Annotated in this window: 20 protein-coding genes; 12 read left to right on the top strand and 8 right to left on the bottom strand. The window is 59.8% G+C overall.

The genetic code is table 11. The features are described 5' to 3' along the window. Positions 1-30: 30 nt before the first annotated feature. Positions 31-618 carry a DUF1134 domain-containing protein gene (locus AC1ECN_RS12120; RefSeq protein WP_018073704.1) on the bottom strand — a complete coding sequence of 196 codons (588 nt, stop codon included), beginning with the start codon at positions 616-618 and terminating at the stop codon, positions 31-33. Positions 619-812: 194 nt separating this feature from the next. On the opposite strand from AC1ECN_RS12120, the gene chpT reads away from it, so the two are divergent. Continuing rightward, positions 813-1460 carry a histidine phosphotransferase ChpT gene (gene chpT, locus AC1ECN_RS12115; RefSeq protein ID WP_130673005.1) on the top strand — a complete coding sequence of 216 codons (648 nt, stop codon included), beginning with the start codon at positions 813-815 and terminating at the stop codon, positions 1458-1460. 120 nt (positions 1461-1580) lie between these two features. Next, positions 1581-1943, top strand: coding sequence for a response regulator (locus AC1ECN_RS12110; RefSeq protein ID WP_003542364.1), 363 nt, complete (start codon positions 1581-1583; stop codon positions 1941-1943). A gap of 239 nt (positions 1944-2182) precedes the next feature. Here AC1ECN_RS12110 and ctrA read toward each other — a convergent pair whose 3' ends face one another. Next, positions 2183-2884, bottom strand: coding sequence for a response regulator transcription factor CtrA (ctrA, locus tag AC1ECN_RS12105; protein ID WP_003542362.1), 702 nt, complete (start codon positions 2882-2884; stop codon positions 2183-2185). A gap of 254 nt (positions 2885-3138) precedes the next feature. Here ctrA and AC1ECN_RS12100 point away from each other — a divergent pair, with 254 nt between their 5' ends. Continuing rightward, positions 3139-3447 (top strand): flagellar export protein FliJ, encoded by a 309-nt coding sequence (locus tag AC1ECN_RS12100; protein WP_477953042.1) that lies wholly within the window; start codon positions 3139-3141, stop codon positions 3445-3447. Positions 3448-3911: 464 nt separating this feature from the next. Here AC1ECN_RS12100 and AC1ECN_RS12095 read toward each other — a convergent pair whose 3' ends face one another. After that, the gene (locus tag AC1ECN_RS12095; RefSeq protein WP_017965846.1) at positions 3912-4190 is read right to left on the bottom strand and encodes a GNAT family N-acetyltransferase; all 279 of its coding nucleotides are present in this window, start codon (positions 4188-4190) and stop codon (positions 3912-3914) included. Positions 4191-4245: 55 nt separating this feature from the next. Here AC1ECN_RS12095 and AC1ECN_RS12090 point away from each other — a divergent pair, with 55 nt between their 5' ends. Beyond that, the gene (locus AC1ECN_RS12090) at positions 4246-4812 is read left to right on the top strand and encodes a paraquat-inducible protein A (RefSeq protein WP_197727414.1); all 567 of its coding nucleotides are present in this window, start codon (positions 4246-4248) and stop codon (positions 4810-4812) included. 23 nt (positions 4813-4835) lie between these two features. On the opposite strand, the gene sciP is transcribed toward AC1ECN_RS12090, so the two are convergent. Further along, positions 4836-5111 (bottom strand): CtrA inhibitor SciP, encoded by a 276-nt coding sequence (sciP, locus tag AC1ECN_RS12085; protein ID WP_007533628.1) that lies wholly within the window; start codon positions 5109-5111, stop codon positions 4836-4838. Positions 5112-5511: 400 nt separating this feature from the next. Here sciP and AC1ECN_RS12080 point away from each other — a divergent pair, with 400 nt between their 5' ends. Next, positions 5512-6258: a helix-turn-helix transcriptional regulator gene (locus AC1ECN_RS12080; protein WP_130673003.1), complete on the top strand. Its 747-nt coding sequence runs from the start codon at positions 5512-5514 to the stop codon at positions 6256-6258. Between the two features lie 32 nt (positions 6259-6290). On the opposite strand, the gene AC1ECN_RS12075 is transcribed toward AC1ECN_RS12080, so the two are convergent. Both AC1ECN_RS12075 and cysQ read right to left on the bottom strand, forming a co-directional pair. Beyond that, positions 6291-7016: a sugar transferase gene (locus tag AC1ECN_RS12075; RefSeq protein ID WP_130673002.1), complete on the bottom strand. Its 726-nt coding sequence runs from the start codon at positions 7014-7016 to the stop codon at positions 6291-6293. A 637-nt stretch (positions 7017-7653) separates the two neighbouring features. Then, positions 7654-8451: a 3'(2'),5'-bisphosphate nucleotidase CysQ gene (cysQ, locus tag AC1ECN_RS12070; RefSeq protein ID WP_130673001.1), complete on the bottom strand. Its 798-nt coding sequence runs from the start codon at positions 8449-8451 to the stop codon at positions 7654-7656. Positions 8452-8997: 546 nt separating this feature from the next. Between cysQ and AC1ECN_RS12065 the strand changes: the two genes are divergently transcribed. The 7 genes from AC1ECN_RS12065 to AC1ECN_RS12035 all read left to right on the top strand — a co-directional run bounded on the left by AC1ECN_RS12065 (position 8998) and on the right by AC1ECN_RS12035 (position 15636). After that, complete coding sequence (locus AC1ECN_RS12065; RefSeq protein WP_017965841.1) at positions 8998-9900, top strand: branched-chain amino acid ABC transporter permease; 903 nt, start codon at positions 8998-9000, stop codon at positions 9898-9900. 4 nt (positions 9901-9904) lie between these two features. Next, a complete protein-coding gene (gene livM / locus AC1ECN_RS12060; protein WP_018073713.1) occupies positions 9905-11296 on the top strand; it encodes a high-affinity branched-chain amino acid ABC transporter permease LivM in 1392 nt (463 codons plus the stop codon). Beyond that, entirely contained in the window at positions 11296-12171 is an 876-nt protein-coding gene (locus AC1ECN_RS12055; protein WP_012758697.1) for an ABC transporter ATP-binding protein, read from the top strand. The genes livM and AC1ECN_RS12055 overlap by 1 nt, the downstream gene beginning before the upstream one ends. Beyond that, entirely contained in the window at positions 12171-12914 is a 744-nt protein-coding gene (locus AC1ECN_RS12050) for an ABC transporter ATP-binding protein (RefSeq protein ID WP_018243304.1), read from the top strand. The genes AC1ECN_RS12055 and AC1ECN_RS12050 overlap by 1 nt, the downstream gene beginning before the upstream one ends. Before the next feature lie 19 nt (positions 12915-12933). Beyond that, positions 12934-13287 (top strand): DUF6867 family protein, encoded by a 354-nt coding sequence (locus tag AC1ECN_RS12045; protein ID WP_003561969.1) that lies wholly within the window; start codon positions 12934-12936, stop codon positions 13285-13287. Between the two features lie 120 nt (positions 13288-13407). Further along, on the top strand, positions 13408-14529 hold the full coding sequence (locus AC1ECN_RS12040; RefSeq protein ID WP_003542332.1) for a branched-chain amino acid ABC transporter substrate-binding protein: 1122 nt from the start codon (positions 13408-13410) through the stop codon (positions 14527-14529). Between the two features lie 135 nt (positions 14530-14664). Next, entirely contained in the window at positions 14665-15636 is a 972-nt protein-coding gene (locus tag AC1ECN_RS12035; RefSeq protein ID WP_130673000.1) for a 2-hydroxyacid dehydrogenase, read from the top strand. A 134-nt stretch (positions 15637-15770) separates the two neighbouring features. Here the strand turns inward: AC1ECN_RS12035 and AC1ECN_RS12030 are convergent, their stop codons facing one another. Continuing rightward, on the bottom strand, positions 15771-16691 hold the full coding sequence (locus AC1ECN_RS12030) for a response regulator transcription factor (RefSeq protein ID WP_017965834.1): 921 nt from the start codon (positions 16689-16691) through the stop codon (positions 15771-15773). Continuing rightward, complete coding sequence (locus tag AC1ECN_RS12025; RefSeq protein WP_130662097.1) at positions 16684-20070, bottom strand: hybrid sensor histidine kinase/response regulator; 3387 nt, start codon at positions 20068-20070, stop codon at positions 16684-16686. Before AC1ECN_RS12025 ends, AC1ECN_RS12030 begins: the two co-directional genes overlap by 8 nt. Positions 20071-20194: the final 124 nt, after the last annotated feature.

The following is a 20194-nucleotide window of genomic DNA, read 5'->3' as shown; positions in this document are numbered from 1 at the left end:
ACGGCGGCAGATTCCAGTGGCTTTGCGGCCTCAGAAAGGGTTCCAGGTCGGCGCCTGGGTGATCTTGAGATAGCCGACATTGACGCCGAGGCGGGCGCCGACGCCGGTGCGGATCGGCACGACCAGCACGTCGTTGTTCTTGAGCAAGGTCATGCCGAAGCCGGCGATCACATAGGCCGAGCCGCTGACGCCGCCGAAGCGCGCATAGATGCCGTTGACGGAGGGCAGGTCGTAGACCAGCATCATCACGCGCGAGCCCTGGCCGCCGTAATCGAGGCCGAGCGAAGGTCCCTGCCAGTAGAGATTATGTTCGCCGGCGTTCTTGGTGTTCAACTGGCCTTCGCCATAGGTAAGACCAGCGATGAAGGCGCCGCCGCCTTCCTGTCCGAGGATATAGCCGTTCGGCAGGCCGTATTTCTGGAAGGCACTCTCGACGACCTTGGCAAGTCCGCCGCTGGCGGAGCCGAAGAAGGAGTGGCCGGCGTCGACGATTTCTTGCATCGTGTACTGGCCGTTGTCCTGGGCGGCGGCCGGCCCGGCAACCATCAGCGAGGAGAAAACGAGGGTCGAAAGCAACCTGAAGAAGCCGATGAATCGGTGCGGAAATCGAGGGCGCATTGTGTCATCCGTTCGTCGTTTGGCTGAGAGCGGGCAAGCGCTCGCGGCGATTGGTTCATTTTGCCCCGATGATCTTAACAATCGGTTTACCAAATATGGTGTCTTTATGGCACTAAGTACGATCGCAAACTTCGCGCAATTTTGATGAAGCATATTCCGGGCGCGATGAAATTGCCGCCCCTCAGGAGACGATGATGTCCAAGAACCCAAATCTTACCCTGTCCGGCCCGGATCTGGCCGCGCTTCTTTGCAGCCGCGTTTGCCACGATGTCATCTCGCCCGTCGGCGCGATCAATAACGGGCTGGAACTCCTGGATGAAGGCGGCGCCGATGCCGATGCGATGGACCTGATCCGCACCAGCGCGCTCAACGCTTCCGTCCGCTTGAAATTTGCACGCCTGGCCTTCGGCGCATCGGGTTCTGTCGGCGCCTCGATCGACACCGGCGAAGCCGAACGCGCTGCCAAGGATTTCGCCGTCGCCGAGAAGAAGACCGAAGTGATCTGGAACGGACCGCGCGCCATCGTCGCCAAGAACCGTGTCAAGCTGCTGCTCAACCTCTTCCTCGTTGCCTATTCCGCCATTCCGCGCGGCGGCGTACTCGAGGTAACGCTCGAAAATCCCGAGTTCGACGCCAGGTTCAAGCTCACGGTCAAAGGCAAACTGATGCGCTTGCCGCCGAAATTCGTCGAGATATCGACCGGCACCATCGAGGAGGCGATCGACGCCCATTCGATCCAGCCCTATTACACCGTGCTTCTGGCGCAGGAGTGCGGAATGATCCTTGAGCACAGCGCCAGCGCCGACGAACTGGTGTTCACGGCGGTGGCGGCGGCGGCCTGATTTCGGCGCGCGGACGCGTGCCTGCGCTCGTCCGGTAACGATTCCTTAGCCTGATGGACCTATTCTCCAGGGTTGTAAGAGGCCTCTTGCTACGACGAATGCGGGGGCAAAGGAGCGGCCATGCAAAGGTTCATGATCACCGATAATTCGGACATCGTCCGCAAGGTCGGCAAGCGCATTCTCTCCGAACTCGACTTTCTCGTCAGCGAAGCTTCCAACGCCGGCGAGGCGCTGCAGCGCTGCCAGGCGGAGCTGCCGGAATATCTGATCGTCGATTCCGGCATGGAAGGCGCGCTCGACCTCATCGCCGCCATCCGCGCCATGGAGGGCGGCAAAGAGGTCAAGATCTATTACTGCGTCGTCGAGGCGGATCTGAAGAAGCTGATGGCAGGCAAACGGGCCGGTGCCACCGACTTCCTGCTGAAGCCGTTCGACCGCAAGATCCTGACGGCCGTTTTCGGAAACCGCGCGATCGCCGCCTGACCGGCACACAGCCTCTTCCTCGCCGATATCGGCGTCCCTGGAGCATGACGCCGAAAGTGCAAGCACGTTCGACGGCTGCAACGTTCTATTTTCTTCACCGAGATACAGGGCACTTCAGGCCGATCCAGCCTAAGATCCTCTACATCAGGGTAGTCTCTCCCAACCGCAAGCAGAAACGAAAAATCCCGCCGAAAAGGCGGGATCTTCGTTTGTCCGATAAGGGGGATCGGAAAAAAATATCAGGCGGTTTCGGCGTATTCGGCACCATCCGGCTCGCGAAGAACGTAACCACGGCCCCAGACAGTCTCGATGTAGTTGGCGCCGCCGGCAGCATTGGCGAGCTTCTTGCGGAGCTTGCAGATGAAGACGTCGATGATCTTCAGTTCCGGCTCGTCCATGCCGCCGTAGAGGTGGTTCAGGAACATTTCCTTGGTGAGGGTGGTGCCCTTGCGGAGCGAAAGCAGCTCCAGCATCTGATATTCCTTGCCCGTCAGGTGGACGCGCTGGCCGCCGACTTCGACAGTCTTGGCATCGAGGTTGACGATCAGTTCGCCGGTCATGATGACCGACTGGGCATGGCCCTTGGAGCGGCGGACGATGGCGTGGATACGGGCGACGAGCTCGTCCTTGTGGAACGGCTTGGTCATGTAGTCGTCGGCGCCGAAGCCGAGGCCACGAACCTTGTCTTCGATGCCGGCCATGCCCGACAGAATGAGGATCGGTGTCTTGACCTTGGACAGTCGGAGAGTGCGAAGCACCTCATATCCGGACATGTCGGGCAGGTTCAGATCGAGAAGGATGATGTCATAATCATACAGCTTGCCCAGATCGACGCCTTCTTCACCGAGATCGGTGGTATAAACATTAAAACTCTCTGATTTCAGCATCAACTCGATGCTCTGCGCCGTCGCGCTGTCATCCTCGATTAGAAGTACCCGCATAATTATCCCCTTTACCGCCGCCGAAAGGTGGTCTGGCCCCCTACACGATACCGAACACGCTACGTGATTTGGAAGCTGCCACGAAATGGTTAACAAATTCTAATTCACTCTGGCAAGGAGTATCGAATTTATTAAATAATTTTTCCATTTCTCTGTTTTCCAATAGGAATCTCAAAAAGGCGTTCCTCAACTTTAACATTAGGAAACAGCGCTAAGTGATTCATCCGACTCGCCAATGAAAAGGGGAATTTCAGGTGAACGAAAAACGACGTCAGCTGCAGCAGTTGCAGATGATGATGTCCGAATTCGAACGGATGACGAAGGATCTGGAGAGCCAGATCGTCGTCGAGGAAAAGAAGTCCGGTATTTCCGACCCGAATCACTTTGCTTATCCGACCTTCGCCAAGGCCGCGCGTCAGCGGGCTGACAACCTGCAGGTTTCGATCAAGGAACTGAAGATGCAGGAAGAGACGCTGGAAATGGCGCTCGAGGAGATGCAGGCGGAATATGCAAGGGCCACAGCGCTGGAAGAGCGTGACGGCGCCGCCCGCGCAAGGGCGTAAGAGAAACGGCGGGCGCCGGCTTCGGCGCTCTGGGATCGCCACTGAGAAGCCATGTATGATGGGCGCGCTGTCCGTCATACATGGCTTTTGGTGTTTGCGCCTTCGGGCGGCTCTCGCTGAAATCGAGGTTGTCACGCCGCGAGCGATTGAAGACGCTACGTCCAAAGCGGGTCACATCGAGCGTGATTCACGCGACGCGATTCATGCGTTTTTTGCGCGTGTCCCAAAACCACGGCATGTCTTTGAGCGACGCACATTGGAGTGCCGCGCGTCCTTTCGGACACGCATAGGACGCTCTAACTCTTTCAATCCTCGCATTGTACTTTTCCGAAAATCAATTCCGATTTTCGGGCCGATGGCCTAAAGCGCGTCGCGATCGTTCAGATTCGCACCTCGCGCTTTAGGTCCTTGTTTTTACGCATGTCGCTATCGCAAAACCGCTGCACGGTTTTGCGCGACGTGCTCTAGTTCACGACGTCTTTCCATTCCGGATGGCGTTGCGCCTGCGCCTTGAAGAAGGGGCAAAGCGGGATGATCTTCCAGCCACCGGTGCGGGCTGCTTCCACAGCGTGGAGCGCCAACGCCTGGCCGACACCCTTGCCGCGCAGCGCATCGGGAACGCCGGTGTGATCGATGATGACGAGCTTCGGCGATGTGCGTGAATAGGTCATCTCCGCTTCGTGTCCTTCGACCTCGGCCGCATAACGGCCGCCGGAGGCGCCTTCTTCGTTTCGAATGTCCATTGTCTTTCCTCGTAACGGATATTGTCGTAGCGGACCGTGACATGGCGGCGCGGTCGTGCCAAGCCGTGGAGGCAATAGAGGCAGGAGACGGAGTGTTCATGCAAAATATCGGGTCGATACGAGGTTCGGGGCAATGAAGGCGCTTGCGATGATTCGCCCCGTGCTTCTCGTGGCCGCGCCGTTCTTTCTGGCGCTCGGCCTCGTCTTACCGCTGGTCCGTTTCGAGACGTTATATTTCTTCGACGATACGCCGTCGCTCACCGAAATCATCGTCTCGCTTTGGCAAGGCGGGGATGGGCTGTTGGCGGCGATCGTCGCACTGGTTTCGATCCTGCTCCCGTTTCTGAAGATGATCGGCATCACCGCGGAGGCGATGGGGATCACCGCAGAAGCGGCGGCCGCCGGCGACGGGGTCGGCAGCCTGTTCTATCGTCGCGTCGTACCGCATCTGTCCAAGTGGTCGATGATGGACGTGCTGCTGGTCGCGATCGTCATTGCGGCGGCGAAGACGACGGGGCTGGCGGATGCCTTCACGCAGCCCGGCCTCTGGTGCTACGCGGCCTCGTCAATGGTTTCGGGCCTTCTTCATTCCCTCATGGGAGATGCGTCCGGCCCGAAATAGATGTCGTCGATGCTGGCGTGTGATCAGTGACGATATTGCTGAATGCGCGTGGTGCGCAGGCCAGCGAGACCGTGACTGTTGATCGACGACTGCCAGGAGAGGAATTCTTCGACCGTGAGCGTATAACGCTCGCAGGCCTCTTCCAAGCTCAACAGGCCACCGCGAACAGCCGCGACAACCTCTGCCTTCCGGCGAATCACCCAGCGCCGCGTATTGGGCGGCGGAAGATCCGCAATCGTCAGGGGGCTGCCATCGGGGCCGATGACATATTTTACTCGGGGACGTATCATTTCGGTCATTGGACTCTCTACACAACGCAAGACCACGAGCCCCACTCTAGCCTGCCACATTTAAAAATTGCCTAAACCCATCGTAAGACTTTGATAACAAATTTAGACGCCCACCCTGGCCGGCGATTTGGAGCGGCCGCCTGCCGCTACGTCAATTTGTGGCGCCTGCATGGGAGCCATGCGGAATAAATATTAGCTGATTTCCCGGGATGATCTTATAAGCGCTGCAACATAAGAATGAGCAAAAGACTTCGTCTCCGTTCTTCCCGCTGTATCAGTCCAGTCGCGCTTTTGATGCTTCGTGTCCTCGGGATGCGGGGCAGACGGCGTGTTTGCTGATGCTCCGGCGCGAGCTTCTCGCCGCCGGCAGCGAGGCCGAGCCGAAGCTGGCCATACGAAGGATACGAAGATGAAAAGACGTGAGCGCGCAGTCGACGACTGCGCTGAGGATGCTGCATTTTCGCCTTCGCAGGCCGGTGGCGCCGGGTTTTCGTTCAACGACGGCAAGGAACGGCTCGGCGAGATGGCGAAGCTTGCGGGCTTCGATTTCTATCTGCTCTCGGCTTTCCCGCGGGGCGACCGTACGGCTTTCACCGAAAACCGGCTGATCAGCAACTGGCCGCAAAGCCTGGTCGGCTTTTACGAGGCCGCCGATCTCTTTTATTGCAGCAGAGTGGTGACCGCGATGAAGCGGACGATCGTGCCGATCTTCTGCGAGGAGGGGGCGTTTGCGGGCAGTGCCGCCAATCAGGAAAACCGCAGACTCAACACGCTCTTTCAGATGCAAGGGCTGAAGAATACCTTCGCCTTCGCGCTGCATGACGCTGACCTGAAACAATACATCTTCGCCTTCTCAGGCGGCTGTCCTATGCCCGCACGAGAGCAGGCGATGGCGCTGTTGTACGGCTGCATGGAGCTTCTGGACAAGGTTTCGCGCAATGGCAGCGGGGAAGACGGTCCGTCGGAGACGCTTACCCGGCGCGAAATCGAATGCATGCGCTGGTCGGCGGCCGGCAAGAGCAGCGACGAGATCGCGATCATTCTCGATCTCTCGTCGCATACGGTGGCGGGTTATCTGAAGAGCGCGATGCGCAAGCTCGATTCGGTCAACCGCATGCAGGCGGTCGCCAGAGCATTCCGGTACCGGCTGCTCTGAGGCAGCCGGCCCTTTATCACAAAGCTTAAAGCTTAGAAGCCTTTACCGCCGGTCAGCTCCGACACGACGGTTCCGACAATGATGCGCATGTCCATCCAGATCGAGAAATTCCCGACGTAGTAGAGATCGCTGGCAATGCGGGCGCGCGCCTTGGCCGGACGATCGGTCGGACCGCGCAGGCCACGCATCTGGGCAAGACCCGTCATGCCTGGGCGCATCGCATGGCGCTGATGGTATTCCGGTACGAGCTCTTCGTAGAGCACGCCGCCGGCGCGCATGCCGATTGCATGGCAACGCGGGCCGACGACCGACATGTGGCCCAGCAGCACGTTCAGCAGCTGCGGCAACTCATCGACATTCGTCCGGCGCAGGATGGCGCCGATGCGGGTGACGCGCGGGTCATCCTTGACCGTCTGGGCAACGCCGGAGACGTCGCAGAGGTCGGTGCGCATGGAACGGAACTTGTAGACCTTGATGGCCTTGCAGTTCTTGCCCCAGCGAGTCTGCTTGAAGAGCACCGGTCCCGGGCTGTCGAGCTTGATCAGCAGGGCGACGAACAGAAGGAACGGGGCGAGGACGAGGAGGGCGCTCAACGACGAAAAAATGTCGAACGCCCGCTTCAGGACCAGATCCACCAACGGCGCCTGCGGCGCATCGCTATGGATAACAGGGGTCTGGATCTTCAGGCTCGGCTGCTGGCGGCGGCTCGGCCGGAAGGACTCTGTTGAAATGCTGTTGTTTAGTTCCGTGATGCTCAAGGATCGTACTCTGTTGTCTTCGAGGGGGCGCGGCGGCAATAGGCGATCAATGGTTAACCCTGTCACCAGGGCTGCACTCAGGTCTTGGTAACCCTACTAAAACGGAAAAATGCGACAATTGTGTAATGGTGTCCAGAGAAATATCGCATCGCAACAAATCTTTCGCACTTGCGTTAAGTTGAGGCAAGCTCATGATATTTCGTTAATAATTGGAATTTTGTCAAAGTTTTTAGGCCTTTGGCAGGGGTTCACCGGGGGTTGGCGACGTGCTGTTTCGACACGTGCACCGGGTCTCTTAAGCATATTTCTTAACCGAACACGCGGTGAAATTTTTCGGATGAAGATATCGATCACTGTCGAAGGCGTGCTGAAATGTGACAAAATCAAGGCAGATTTGATGGCGTGCAGCGTCTTGGAAAGATGCAGGGCAACGAATTAGCGGCCCGAATCGCTCAATGAGGCCCGATAACGCGAATCACTTCACAGCTGGAATGGGATTGTGGACACGCTTTAAGGAGGGGAGGCTTGCGGCGCGCATGCCGGAGGCCGGTCGCGGATTGACGCGACAGGTCTGAGCTCATGGTTACGATGCAGAGAATCGCGCCGCTTGCCGCTATTCAGCGATTCGCACGGGTGGTCACGCCGGTTCGAGGACGCGTTTCCTGCCGCCCCAGGAGATGAAGTTCGGGTTGGCGAAGTCGAAATCGGCCGCCGTTCCCGTCTTGCCGTAGGTCAGCGGCGCTCCGTCCAGCGTCACCGTCGAACCGCCGGCGGCGCGCAGCACTGCATCGCCGGCCGCGGTGTCCCATTCCATCGTGCGGGTAAAGCGCGGATAGACGTCGGCCTTTCCTTCGGCCAGCAGGCAGAATTTCAGTGAGGAGCCGATATTGGTGCATTTGAAGATCGCGTGGTCGGCGAGGAAGCTTCCGGTCTCCGGGCTGTTGTGGCGAAGGCTTGCAAGCGCCAGCCTGTCGGCGGGCTGTTCGCGCACAGTGATTGTGCTGCGAGCGCCAACTGCGAAATCGTCCGTGACGACGAGCCTTTCGGCGTGGCCGCGTTCTCCCGAGAAGGCAAGCCCGAGCGCTGGCGCGTAGACGATGCCCGCCACCGGGGCGCCGTTTTCGATATAGGCGATGTTGACGGTGAATTCCTGCCGTCCGTCGACGAACTCGCGCGTGCCGTCGAGGGGGTCGACCAGGAAGAAGCCACGGCCGGCAATGTCGGGCACCTTGCCGGCGGCAACTGATTCTTCCGCCACGACGGGTATTTCGGGATAATCTCTGGCGAGATGAGCGAGGATGATGCGTTCGGCCTCCTCGTCGGCGACCGTGACCGGACTTGCATCCGCCTTCATGGCGACCGGGAAGCCTTCGCGCAAGACCGTGATGATGGCCCTGCCGGCTTCGAGCGCCGCCTTTTCAAATGTCCTCAGCATTGTCCTTTTGCCGTTCGCCACGCGGCGAGCACCCCGCTGTCGCTCGTCCGCAAACCATCCCTGTCACATCCAGATACTTAATTTTATATGGTGTTCCCCGTCGTGCTCTGCATCCCTCAATACACAGCTTGATGATGCTACCATAAGTTTTCAGCCTTGTCAGACGAAGATGGCGGGCATTTGCCTATGAAATGGCATTCGTCAAAAAGGCTGCCTTGGGGTCTGAATTTGCTCCATCTTCCAATTCTGTGGAATAGCTTACGCAGCAAGCAGCGCAGGAAATCGACGGCGACATCTCTGTATGGTTAACCCAGTGGCAGTTTCTGGCTAAAAATAGGTCCTGCTTTGCCGTTTTTCTGTGGATTTTGGTTCAAAACGCGCCATTTAGGCCTGTTCTGACAAGAATCTGTCGGAGTAAATCCTTTTTGTCTTCACATTTCCAACGAAACCGCTATGCATTCGGCCTATGAGGTTCTCTGAAACGGAGAACTGAAGAACCAAAAAGAGATGCAGCATTTTAGGCTCGCATCCAGGGGAAAACGACATATGGAGTATTTCGTCCAGCAGCTCTTAAATGGGCTGACGCTCGGATCCATTTATGGCCTTGTGGCTATTGGCTATACGATGGTTTACGGCATTATCGGCATGATCAATTTCGCCCATGGCGACATCTTCATGCTCGGTGGTTTCGCCGCTCTTATCGTCTTCCTCGTCCTCACATCCATCTTCGCAGGTCTCCCGGTGGCAGTTCTGCTGCTGGCGATGCTTGTCGTCGCGATGTTGATGACGAGTTTGTGGAATTGGACGATCGAGCGTGTCGCATACCGTCCCCTGCGCGGTTCCTTCCGCCTGGCGCCGTTGATCACCGCGATCGGCATGTCGATCACGCTGTCCAACTTCATCCAGGTGACGCAGGGTCCACGCAACAAGCCGATCCCGCCGATGGTGAGCTCGGTCTATCAGTTCGGCAACATCTCGGTGTCGCTGAAACAGATCATCATCATCGTGATCACGGCAGTGCTGCTGACGATCTTCTGGTATATCGTCAATCGTACGGCACTCGGCCGTGCCCAGCGCGCCACTGAGCAGGATCGCAAGATGGCGGCGCTGCTTGGCGTCAACGTCGACCAGACGATCTCGATCACTTTCGTTATGGGTGCGGCACTCGCAGCCGTCGCCGGCACGATGTATCTGATGTATTATGGCGTCGCCTCGTTTAACGACGGCTTCACGCCTGGTGTGAAGGCCTTCACGGCAGCCGTTCTCGGCGGTATCGGTTCGTTACCCGGCGCCGTCTTCGGCGGCCTCCTTATCGGCCTTATCGAGTCGCTGTGGTCGGCATACTTCACCATTGCCTACAAGGACGTCGCGACCTTTGCGATCCTGGCTTTCGTGTTGATCTTCAAGCCGACCGGTATCCTCGGGCGGCCGGAAGTCGAGAAGGTATAACGTCATGGCAAACATCGAAAATTCTGCAGGCAAGCCCGATGCCGGACTTGTCCGCAAAGGCCTTACCGAAGCTCTTTTCGCCGCCGTCCTGTCGTTCGGCATGTTCGTTCTCTATGTCGGCCTCAAGACCGACCAGAACATCAGCAACGAGCTGATCATTGTCCAGCGCTGGGGCCTGCTTGCGATCTTCGTCGCGGTCGCCGCCATCGGCCGCTTCGCGACGGTGGTTTTCCTGCGGCCGCATCTCGACAACCGCAAGCTGGCGAAGGCGAGACAGGGCGAACTCGACATCTCAACCGAGAAGAGCTTCTTCCACCGGCATTTCCTGAAGATCGCGCTGATCGCGCTGCTGCTTTATCCCATGGTGGTGGTGGCGTTCAAAGGCCCTCAGGGCTCGCTGACATATGTCGACAATTTCGGCATCCAGATCCTGATCTATGTGATGCTGGCTTGGGGGCTGAACATCGTCGTCGGCCTCGCCGGCCTGCTCGACCTCGGCTATGTCGCCTTCTATGCCGTAGGCGCTTATTCCTACGCGCTGCTTTCGAGCTATTTCGGCCTGTCCTTCTGGGTGCTGCTGCCGCTTTCGGGCATCTTCGCGGCACTCTGGGGCGTCATTCTCGGCTTCCCGGTGCTGCGCCTGCGCGGCGATTACCTCGCCATCGTGACGCTTGCCTTCGGTGAAATCATTCGCCTCGTCCTCATCAACTGGACTGAAGTGACGAAAGGCACCTTCGGTATCTCGAGCATCCCGAAGGCAACACTCTTCGGCATTCCCTTCGATGCGACGGCCGGCGGCTTTGCCAAGCTCTTTCACCTGCCGATCTCCTCGGCCTATTACAAGATCTTCCTCTTTTATCTGATCCTGGCGCTCTGCATGCTGACGGCCTATGTCACCATCCGGCTGCGCCGCATGCCGATCGGACGCGCCTGGGAAGCCTTGCGCGAAGACGAGATCGCCTGCCGTTCGCTCGGCATCAATACGGTGACGACCAAGCTCACCGCCTTTGCGACGGGCGCGATGTTTGCCGGTTTCGCCGGCTCGTTCTTCGCCGCCCGCCAGGGCTTCGTTTCGCCGGAATCCTTCGTCTTCCTGGAATCGGCCGTCATTCTCGCCATCGTCGTTCTCGGCGGCATGGGTTCGCTGACCGGCATCGCGATCGCCGCCATCGTCATGGTCGGCGGCACCGAGTTGTTGCGCAGCATGGACTTCCTAAAATTGATCTTCGGACCCGATTTTACGCCGGAACTCTACCGCATGTTGATCTTCGGCCTCGCCATGGTCGTCGTCATGCTGTTCAAGCCGCGCGGCTTCGTCGGCTCGCGTGAGCCGACAGCCTTCCTCAGAGAGCGCAAGGCGATATCCGGAAGCTTCATCAAGGAGGGCCATGGTTGATGAGCCCCGTAACGAATACGATGTCTGACGACACTCTTCTCAAGGTCGAACACCTGTCGATGAAGTTCGGCGGCCTGATGGCCATCAACGACTTCTCCTTCGAAGCCAAGCGCGGCGATATCACCGCGCTGATCGGGCCGAACGGCGCCGGCAAGACCACCGTCTTCAACTGCATCACCGGCTTCTACAAGCCGACGATGGGCATGATCACGTTCAACCAGAAGAGCGGCAAGCAATATCTGCTGGAGCGCCTGCCGGACTTTCGCATCACCAGGGAAGCCAAGGTTGCGCGTACCTTCCAGAACATCCGGCTGTTCTCCGGCCTGACCGTTCTCGAAAACCTGCTGGTTGCCCAGCACAACAAGCTGATGAAGGCATCGGGTTATACGATCCTCGGCCTTATCGGTGTCGGCCCCTATAGGCGGGAAGCGGCCGCTGCAATCGAGCTCGCCCGTTTCTGGCTCGAGAAGGCCGACCTGATCGACCGCGCCGACGACCCCGCCGGCGATCTGCCCTATGGCGCCCAGCGGCGTCTCGAAATTGCCCGCGCCATGTGCACCGGTCCGGAGCTGCTTTGCCTGGATGAACCGGCTGCCGGCCTCAACCCACGGGAATCGGCAACGCTCAACGCGCTGCTGAAGAGCATTCGCGCCGAAACAGGAACGTCGATCCTGCTGATCGAGCACGACATGTCGGTGGTCATGGAAATCTCCGACCACGTCGTCGTCCTCGAATATGGTCAGAAGATTTCCGATGGCACGCCGGATCACGTGAAGAACGATCCGAGGGTCATCGCGGCCTATCTCGGTGTCGAGGATGAAGAAGTGGAAGAGGTGATCGCAGCCGTCGAGCAGCTCGAAGGAGGCGCAAACTGATGGGCGATGAAGTAATGACGGGTCAACCGCTCCTTCAGGTGAATAGCGTCGAAACCTATTATGGCAATATCCGGGCGCTGGCCGGCGTCGATGTCCACGTCAACAAGGGCGAGATCGTCAGCCTGATCGGCGCCAATGGCGCCGGCAAGTCGACACTGATGATGACGATCTGCGGCAGCCCGCAGGCCCGCACCGGTTCGGTGGTCTTCGAGGGCCGCGACATCACCCGCATGCCGACGCATGAAATCGCCCGTCTACGCATTGCACAGTCGCCGGAAGGCCGCCGCATCTTCCCGCGCATGACGGTTCTGGAAAATCTTCAGATGGGCGCAGGCCTCGACAATCTGAAACACTTCGCCGAAGACGTCGAGAAGATCTTCACGCTCTTCCCGCGTCTCAAGGAACGTCATGCCCAGCGGGGCGGAACACTTTCGGGCGGTGAGCAGCAGATGCTGTCGATCGGCCGCGCGCTGATGGCGCGCCCGAAGTTGCTGCTTCTCGACGAACCCTCGCTCGGTCTTGCGCCGCTGATCGTCAAGGGCATCTTCGAGGCGATCAAGAAGCTCAACGAGGCGGAGGGGCTGACCGTTTTCCTCGTCGAGCAGAACGCGTTCGCCGCCCTCAGGCTTTCTCACCGCGCCTACGTGATGGTGAACGGCAAGGTGACGATGAGCGGCTCCGGCAAGGAGCTTCTTGCCAATCCCGAGGTCCGCGCCGCCTATCTCGAAGGCGGAAGACACTAGGTCGAAAGGAGAGTTTGACATGCAGGGACTTTTCTTCGAAGCGGATGCCGGCCCCCTTGTGGCGATCCGTGTCATCGTCTTGCTCTTAGGCTTCTGGACGGCTTGGCGCGCCGGCAAAGCGGTTGCCGAAGGCTGGGCCGACTATCCGTTGGTCATCGTCTATACATTCCTGCTCGCCTGGGCGATGCAGTTCCTGCATCATGCCCTGTTCAATGGTCCGATGCTCAACGCCTTCTACTATATCCTCGACTTCGTGACGCTGCTGGTGTTCTCTACGGCCGGCTTCCGCTACCGCCGCACCAATCAGATGGTTAACAACTATTACTGGCTGTACGAAAAAACTTCCGCGTTTTCGTGGAAGGACAAACATTGACAGTCCGTTGAAACTAGGCATGAATTGCCTTCCGAGTGGAACAGCTTTCCTGGCGCAGTCAATGGTGGGTAGTGCGCTGGGCCTTGGACCGGAACCCGCCCAAAAATTGGGAGTAATAATATGAAGAAGTCTCTTCTGTCGGCAGTGGCTCTGACGGCGATGGTCGCCTTCAGCGGCAACGCGTGGGCCGACGTTCTCATCGCTGTCGCTGGTCCGCTGACTGGCCCGAACGCCGCGTTCGGCGCTCAGCTCCAGAAGGGTGCTGAACAGGCAGCCGCCGACATCAACGCGGCTGGCGGCATCAACGGCGAGCAGATCAAGATCGAACTCGGCGACGACGTCTCCGACCCGAAGCAGGGCATTTCGGTCGCCAACAAGTTCGCTGCTGACGGCGTCAAGTTCGTCATCGGCCACTTCAACTCGGGCGTTTCGATCCCAGCTTCGGAAGTCTATGCCGAAAACGGCATCCTCGAAATCACCCCGGCCGCGACGAACCCGACCTTCACGGAACGGGGCCTCTGGAACACGTTCCGCACCTGCGGCCGTGACGACCAGCAGGGTGCCATCGCCGGCAAATATCTTGCCGATCACTTCAAGGACGCCAAGATCGCTGTCGTTCACGACAAGACCCCCTACGGTCAGGGCCTTGCCGACGAAACCAAGAAGGCTATGAACGCCGCCGGCGTCACGGAAGTCATTTACGAAGGCATCAATGTCGGCGACAAGGACTTCTCGGCCCTCATCGCCAAGATGAAGGAAGCCGGCGTCTCGATCATCTATTGGGGTGGTCTGCACACCGAAGCCGGTCTCATCATCCGCCAGGCGGCTGACCAGGGCCTGAAGGCGACGCTGGTTTCGGGCGACGGTATCGTTTCGAACGAACTGGCCTCGATTGCTGGCGACGCCGTCGCCGGTACTCTGAACACCTTCGGCCCCGATCCGACGGCGAATCCTGCGAACAAGGAACTCGTCGAAAAGTTCAAGGCCGCTGGTTTCAATCCGGAAGCCTACACGCTCTATTCCTACGCTGCGATGCAGACGATTGCCGGGGCCGCCAAGGCTGCCGGTTCGCTGGATCCTGAGGCCGTTGCCAAGGCCATGAAGGAAAAGGGCCCGTTCCCGACCGTTCTCGGCGACATTTCGTTCGACGAAAAGGGCGACCCGAAGATTCCTGGCTACATCATGTACGAATGGAAGAAGGGTCCGGACGGCAAGTACAGCTACTTCCCGCAGGGCATGTAAGCCTCGCTCCCCTTTATGGGATATGATTATCGAAGCCCGGTTCCGACCGGGCTTCTTTCTTTTTGCGGACGTTTCAATTTTCGCCTGGCTGGTCTAACTCTTGGCATCGTTTTGAAGCATTGAGCGGAACCCTCCATGTCCAAACCCCGCATTCTCGTCACCCGGCGCTGGCCAGCCACGGTGGAAACTGTCCTTGCCGCGCGTTTCAATGTGACGTTCAATCGTGACGATATTCCGCTCGGCGAAGACGAGCTGCGGCTGGCGCTCTCGACCTATGATGCCGTATTGCCGACGGTTTCCGATCGGTTGCCCGCCGCCGTCTTCGACGGCGCCCCTGTCGTCACCAAGATCCTCGGCAATTTCGGCGTTGGCTACAATCACATCGATATATCAGCTGCCAAGGAGAGAGGCATTGCGGTCACAAACACGCCGGGCGTGCTGACCGACTGCACGGCCGATATCGCCATGCTGCTGCTGCTCTCCGTTGCCCGGCGCGGCGGTGAGGGCGAGCGGCAAGTACGCGCTGGTGCATGGAAGGGCTGGTGCCCGACGCATATGGTCGGCACCAAGGTGACCGGCAAGACGGTCGGCATCATCGGTTTCGGCCGAATCGGCAAGGCCTTCGCGCAACGCTGCCATTTCGGCTTCGGCATGGATGTGGTGTTCTTCAACCGTTCGCCGATCGATCCGGCGGAGGCGGCGCGTTACGGCGCGCGGCAGCTGCCGACGATCGAGGCCGTGCTGGCGGTGGCCGATTTCGTCTCGCTGCATTGCCCTGGTGGAGCAGAGAACCGACACCTGATGAATGCGGCACGGCTTGCGGCGATGAAGCCGGGGGCCTTTCTCATCAATACGGCGCGTGGCGACGTGGTGGATGAGGCGGCGCTGATTGCAGCGCTCAAGGCGGGCACAATCCGCGGCGCCGGGCTTGACGTCTACGAGGCGGAACCTGATGTGCCGGAGGCACTGCGGCGGATGGAGAACGTCATGGTGCTGCCGCATCTCGGCAGCGCTACGGAAGAGACGCGGACCGCCATGGGCATGAAGGTGGTTGACAACGTGACGGCGTTTTTCGACGGCAGGGATGCGCCGGATCGGGTGGTTTAGCGCCTAGAGCATGATGCCGAAAAGTGTGAGCGGTTTTCGGACGACATCATGCCCTAACTATTTAATTTAGAACAGGATTCAGATTTTAGGCCGAACAGGCCTAAAATCATCCTGTTCTAGCCTCGAACACCATCTTACATCTCGTACAGTACATGCGTGGCTTTCACGGCGGCCGAGGCCCGGTTCTCGACGCCGAGCTTCACGTAAATCTGTTCGAGGTGCTTGTTTACCGTCCGCGCCGACAGTCCCAATATTTCGCCGATGTCGCGGTTGGCCTTGCCCTTGGCGATCCAGAGCAACACTTCGGATTCGCGCTGGGTAAGCGAAAAGCGCTGGCGCAGCACCTCGTCGTCGCTGCGCTGATTGGCGGCAGTGAGGCGGAAGAGATATTCGTCAGGGCCGATTGCGCCGAGGAAGGCGAGCTGCAGCGCCGCCTGGCCAGCATGGGCGATCGAGATGATGCCATCGCGCACGGCCGCGACGCGGTCGCGCATCCAGCCGGCGATATGGCGGACGACGATTTCCATACCGTCGTCGCTGCCCATGGCGGCATTGACCAGCCGTGTCGCCTGCGGCGTTGACCAGTGAATGGCGCCGTCGCCCTTGACTGCCAGCAGATGGCGGCCGGCCGCGTCCAGCGCGATGCGGGCGCTTTGGGCTGAGCGAGCGTTGCGCAGATGGACACGGATGCGGGCGCGCAGTTCGTCGATGTTGATCGGCTTGCTGAGATAATCGACGCCGCCCGATTCCAGCGCGTGCACGACATGCTCGGTCTCGGTCAGACCGGTCATGAAGATGACAGGTACCTGCGCCGCCGCGGCGTTCGCCTTCAGCCGACGGCAGGTCTCGAAGCCGTCCATGCTCGGCATCACCGCGTCGAGCAGGATGAGATCGGGCGTGATGCGCTCGACGATACCAAGTGCCGCCGTGCCCGACGTGGCGATCAGCACGGAGAAGCCGGATTGTTCGAGTGCGTCGGTCAAGAAGCCGAGTGCTTCGGCCGAGTCGTCGACGAGCAGAACGATGTCGCGGGGGAGGGAGGCCGGCTCAGCCAATGGATTCCACCTTTTCGTCGAAGTCGTGCAGGAAGGTCATGAAGCCGGCGAGGTCGAAGGCGGCGACATAGGCGCGAAGTTCCTCTGTGAATGGCTGATTTGCCTCCACCTTGGCAAGGTCCGAAAGCTTGGCTTCGATGCCTCTGATATAGCCGATCTCGCCGAGCCGCAGCAGTTCCTGCACATGGGCAGCACCGGGGCTCAGCATCGGCGCTTCGATCTTAACGGGAACGGCTGGCGCGGCATCGGCATAGATCCATTTCAGGCCAAGATGCAGGGCGAGCTTGTCACGGAGTTGGCGGATGTCGACCGGCTTGCCGATTGCATCATTGTGGCTGTCGTCGCTGTCGCTGAGAACAGCCGCGTCACCGATATTGGCCGAGAGCATCAGCACTGTCGCCGTCTGGCCGGCCTCACGCAGACGCGAGACGAGCTGCCAGCCGTTCATGCCGGGCATCAGGATATCGACAAGGAAGAGGTCCGGCATAATGCCCTCGATCAGCGTCAGGCATTCGCCGCCGCTCGCTGCCGTCAGCACGATGAAATCGAGCGGCGCCAGGATTTCGCGCATCATCTCGCGATGGTCCTCGTTATCGTCGACGACGACGACCGTCCGACGCGGGCCGTCATAGCTGACAATGCGCTTTTCCTGCGGTGCGGCGGCCACGGCGCGCATGACGGCGGACAGCATCAGCCGGACGCGGAAGGTCGAGCCTTCGTCCTTCACGCTCGAAACCGAAATCTCGCCACCCAGCGTGTTGGTCAGAAGCCGGGTGATCGTGAGGCCGAGGCCAAGCCCTGGCATTGGCCGCACGCTTTCGGCCTCACCGCGTTGGAAAGGTTCGTAGATGCGGGGGAGGTCTTTCTCCGTGATGCCTCGGCCGGTATCGGCAACGGTGAAGGTCGCGACCTGGCTGCGATAGCCGACATCGAAGGTGACGCTGCCTTCGTCAGTGAATTTGATGGCATTGGAGAGCAGGTTGACGAGGATCTGGCGCAGGCGCTTTTCGTCGGTGCGGACGAATTGCGGCAACGCCGGCGAGCGCTCATGGATGAAGACGAGCCCCTTCGCCTGCGCCTGCGGGCGGAACATATCGACGATCTGGTCGAGGAAATCCTGGATGTTGATCTCGTTCGAATAGACCTGCAGGCGGCCGGCCTCGATCTTCGAGATATCGAGCAGGCCGTCGATCAGGCCGGAGAGATGTTCGGCGCTGCGGCGGATGACCTTGATCGAAGACTGGCGCGGCGTCGGGATCGTTTCGTCGCGCTCGAGGATCTGGGCGTAGCCGAGCACGGCGTTCAGCGGTGTGCGCAACTCGTGGCTCAAGCCGACGACATAGCGGCTCTTTGCCCGGTTGGCGGCCTCGGCGGTTTCCTTGGCGTTCTGCAAGGCGGCGTCGGTCTTCTTGTGGGCGGCGATTTCCTTGAGCAGCAGCGTGTTCTGGCGCGAGGATTCCTCCTCGGCGACGACGCGACTGTCATGGGCAAGCACATAGAACCAGCAGACGACGCCTGATATCACCGAGAAGACGAAGAAGACGATGAGGATGGTGCGGTTGACGACCTCGGCCGTTTCAGGCGAAGCGGCGGCGACCTGATGGGCGATCATCGCCAGGATAGCGCCGATGGCGGTCAATGCCAGCACGACGGCGATGCCGTAGCGGCCGAGGCGTGTCGTCAGCTTCTCGATGATGGTCTGAGGCAGCAGCACCTTGGCGACGGTGCCGACTTGGGCGTTGAAACGGGCGGCCGGCTTGCACATGTCGTGGCAGCGGCTGTCGAGCGAACAGCAGAGCGAGCAGATCGGCGCGGCATAGGCCGGACACCAGGCCATGTCCTCCGGTTCGAAGGGATGTTCGCAGACCGAGCAGGTGATGCTCGTCAGGTTCTTCCAGCTGTGGCGCGGCTTGCGGGCGAGATAGAACTTGCCTTTGGTCGCCCAGGCGATGACAGGCGAGGCGATCAATGCGACGACGAGGGTGATATAGGGCGCGAGCGAGGCGGCAATATCGCCGAAGGCGCCGAAATGAGCGATCAGCGACACGGCCGCCGACAACGTCATGGCGCCGAGGCCGACGGGGTTGATGTCGTAGAGATGGGCGCGCTTGAACTCGATGCCGGGGGGAGCAAGGCCAAGCGGCTTGTTGATGAAGAGATCGGCGGAGATCGTGCAGAGCCAGGCCATAGCGATGATCGAGAAGATGCCGAGCGTTTCCTCCAGCAGCCGGTAGATGCCGAGTTCCATCAAAAGCAGGGCGATCGCGACGTTGAAGACCAGCCAGATGACGCGGCCGGGATGGCTGTGGGTCAGCCGCGAGAAGAAGTTCGACCAGGCGAGCGAACCGGCATAGGCATTCATCACGTTGATCTTCAGCTGCGAGACGACGACGAAGGCGGCCATCAACAGCAGCGCGGCATTATGCCAGGGGACCATGTAGCCGAAGGCAGTCAGATACATCTGCGCCGGGTCGGCGGCGCGATCGAGGGGGACGCCCGAGGTGAAGGTCAGCACGACCAGAAATGAACCGGCAAGCAGCTTCGGCGCGCCGATGATGACCCAGCCGGGCCCGGCGAGAAAGATCGCCAAGCGGTGGCGCCACTTGCGCTGCGGGTCCGGCGGCAGGAAGCGCAGGAAGTCGGCCTGTTCGCCGATCTGCGACATCAGCGCCAGGATGACGGCGGAGGCGGCGCCGAACTCCACCAGATCGAATTCGGCGATGGTGCCGGGCGGGCCGGAGGCATGGCGGATGCCGGCGAAGGCGCGCCAGAGATCGAACTTTTCCCAGTCCAACAAGGCGATGAAGATGAAGGGAAGGATATTCAGCACGATCCAGAAGGGCTGGGTCATCAGCTGGAACTTGCTGATCAGCCGCACGCCGTGCGTCACCAGCGGGATCACCATGACGGCGCTGATGATGTAGCCGATCCAGAGCGGGATGCCGAGGGTGAGCTCCAGCGCCCCGGACATGATCGATGCCTCGATCGCAAACAGCATGAAGGTGAAGCTCGCATAGATCAGCGAGGTGATGGTCGAGCCGATATAGCCGAAGCCTGCGCCACGCGTCAGAAGATCGATGTCGACGCCGTGGCGGATGGCGTAGCGGCTGATCGGCAGGCCGATCGCCAGCATGGCGGCCGAGGCGACGATAATGGCGTAAAAGGCGTTGGTGGTGCCGTAGGAGAGAGTGATCGCCCCGCCGATCGCCTCCAGCGCCAGAAAGGAGATCGCGCCGATCGCCGTCTGCGAGATGCGCTGCGAGGAGAAATGGCGAGCGCTCTTTGCGGTGAAGCGCAACGCGTAATCTTCCAGCGTCTGGTTGGCGACCCAGCGATTATATTCGCGTCTCACCGGAATGATGCGTTGGCGCGCTGCCATGTCTTCCTTTCCGGCATTCCGGTTGGGCTCATCGTCTCTCCGGCAGTTTTGGCGGGATGGTTGGGAAAGGCAAGAGGCGGGCACCGACTGGTTCACAGAATGGCAATATTTTTGCAATTGATCT

The sequence above is a fragment of the Rhizobium sp. 01N447_2 genome (genome assembly GCF_056399245.1).
Note: the sequence above shows the minus strand (reverse complement) of the source record. Positions and strands in the feature narration are given on the sequence as shown.

Coding starts and splice junctions, on each gene's coding strand:
- AC1ECN_RS12120 (WP_018073704.1), bottom strand. CDS start 618: ATGCGCCCTCGATTTCCGCACCGATTCATCGGCTTCTTCAGGTTGCTT.
- chpT (WP_130673005.1), top strand. CDS start 813: ATGTCCAAGAACCCAAATCTTACCCTGTCCGGCCCGGATCTGGCCGCG.
- AC1ECN_RS12110 (WP_003542364.1), top strand. CDS start 1,581: ATGCAAAGGTTCATGATCACCGATAATTCGGACATCGTCCGCAAGGTC.
- ctrA (WP_003542362.1), bottom strand. CDS start 2,884: ATGCGGGTACTTCTAATCGAGGATGACAGCGCGACGGCGCAGAGCATC.
- AC1ECN_RS12095 (WP_017965846.1), bottom strand. CDS start 4,190: ATGGACATTCGAAACGAAGAAGGCGCCTCCGGCGGCCGTTATGCGGCC.
- sciP (WP_007533628.1), bottom strand. CDS start 5,111: ATGACCGAAATGATACGTCCCCGAGTAAAATATGTCATCGGCCCCGAT.
- AC1ECN_RS12080 (WP_130673003.1), top strand. CDS start 5,512: ATGAAAAGACGTGAGCGCGCAGTCGACGACTGCGCTGAGGATGCTGCA.
- cysQ (WP_130673001.1), bottom strand. CDS start 8,451: ATGCTGAGGACATTTGAAAAGGCGGCGCTCGAAGCCGGCAGGGCCATC.
- AC1ECN_RS12065 (WP_017965841.1), top strand. CDS start 8,998: ATGGAGTATTTCGTCCAGCAGCTCTTAAATGGGCTGACGCTCGGATCC.
- livM (WP_018073713.1), top strand. CDS start 9,905: ATGGCAAACATCGAAAATTCTGCAGGCAAGCCCGATGCCGGACTTGTC.
- AC1ECN_RS12055 (WP_012758697.1), top strand. CDS start 11,296: ATGAGCCCCGTAACGAATACGATGTCTGACGACACTCTTCTCAAGGTC.
- AC1ECN_RS12050 (WP_018243304.1), top strand. CDS start 12,171: ATGGGCGATGAAGTAATGACGGGTCAACCGCTCCTTCAGGTGAATAGC.
- AC1ECN_RS12045 (WP_003561969.1), top strand. CDS start 12,934: ATGCAGGGACTTTTCTTCGAAGCGGATGCCGGCCCCCTTGTGGCGATC.
- AC1ECN_RS12040 (WP_003542332.1), top strand. CDS start 13,408: ATGAAGAAGTCTCTTCTGTCGGCAGTGGCTCTGACGGCGATGGTCGCC.
- AC1ECN_RS12035 (WP_130673000.1), top strand. CDS start 14,665: ATGTCCAAACCCCGCATTCTCGTCACCCGGCGCTGGCCAGCCACGGTG.
- AC1ECN_RS12025 (WP_130662097.1), bottom strand. CDS start 20,070: ATGGCAGCGCGCCAACGCATCATTCCGGTGAGACGCGAATATAATCGC.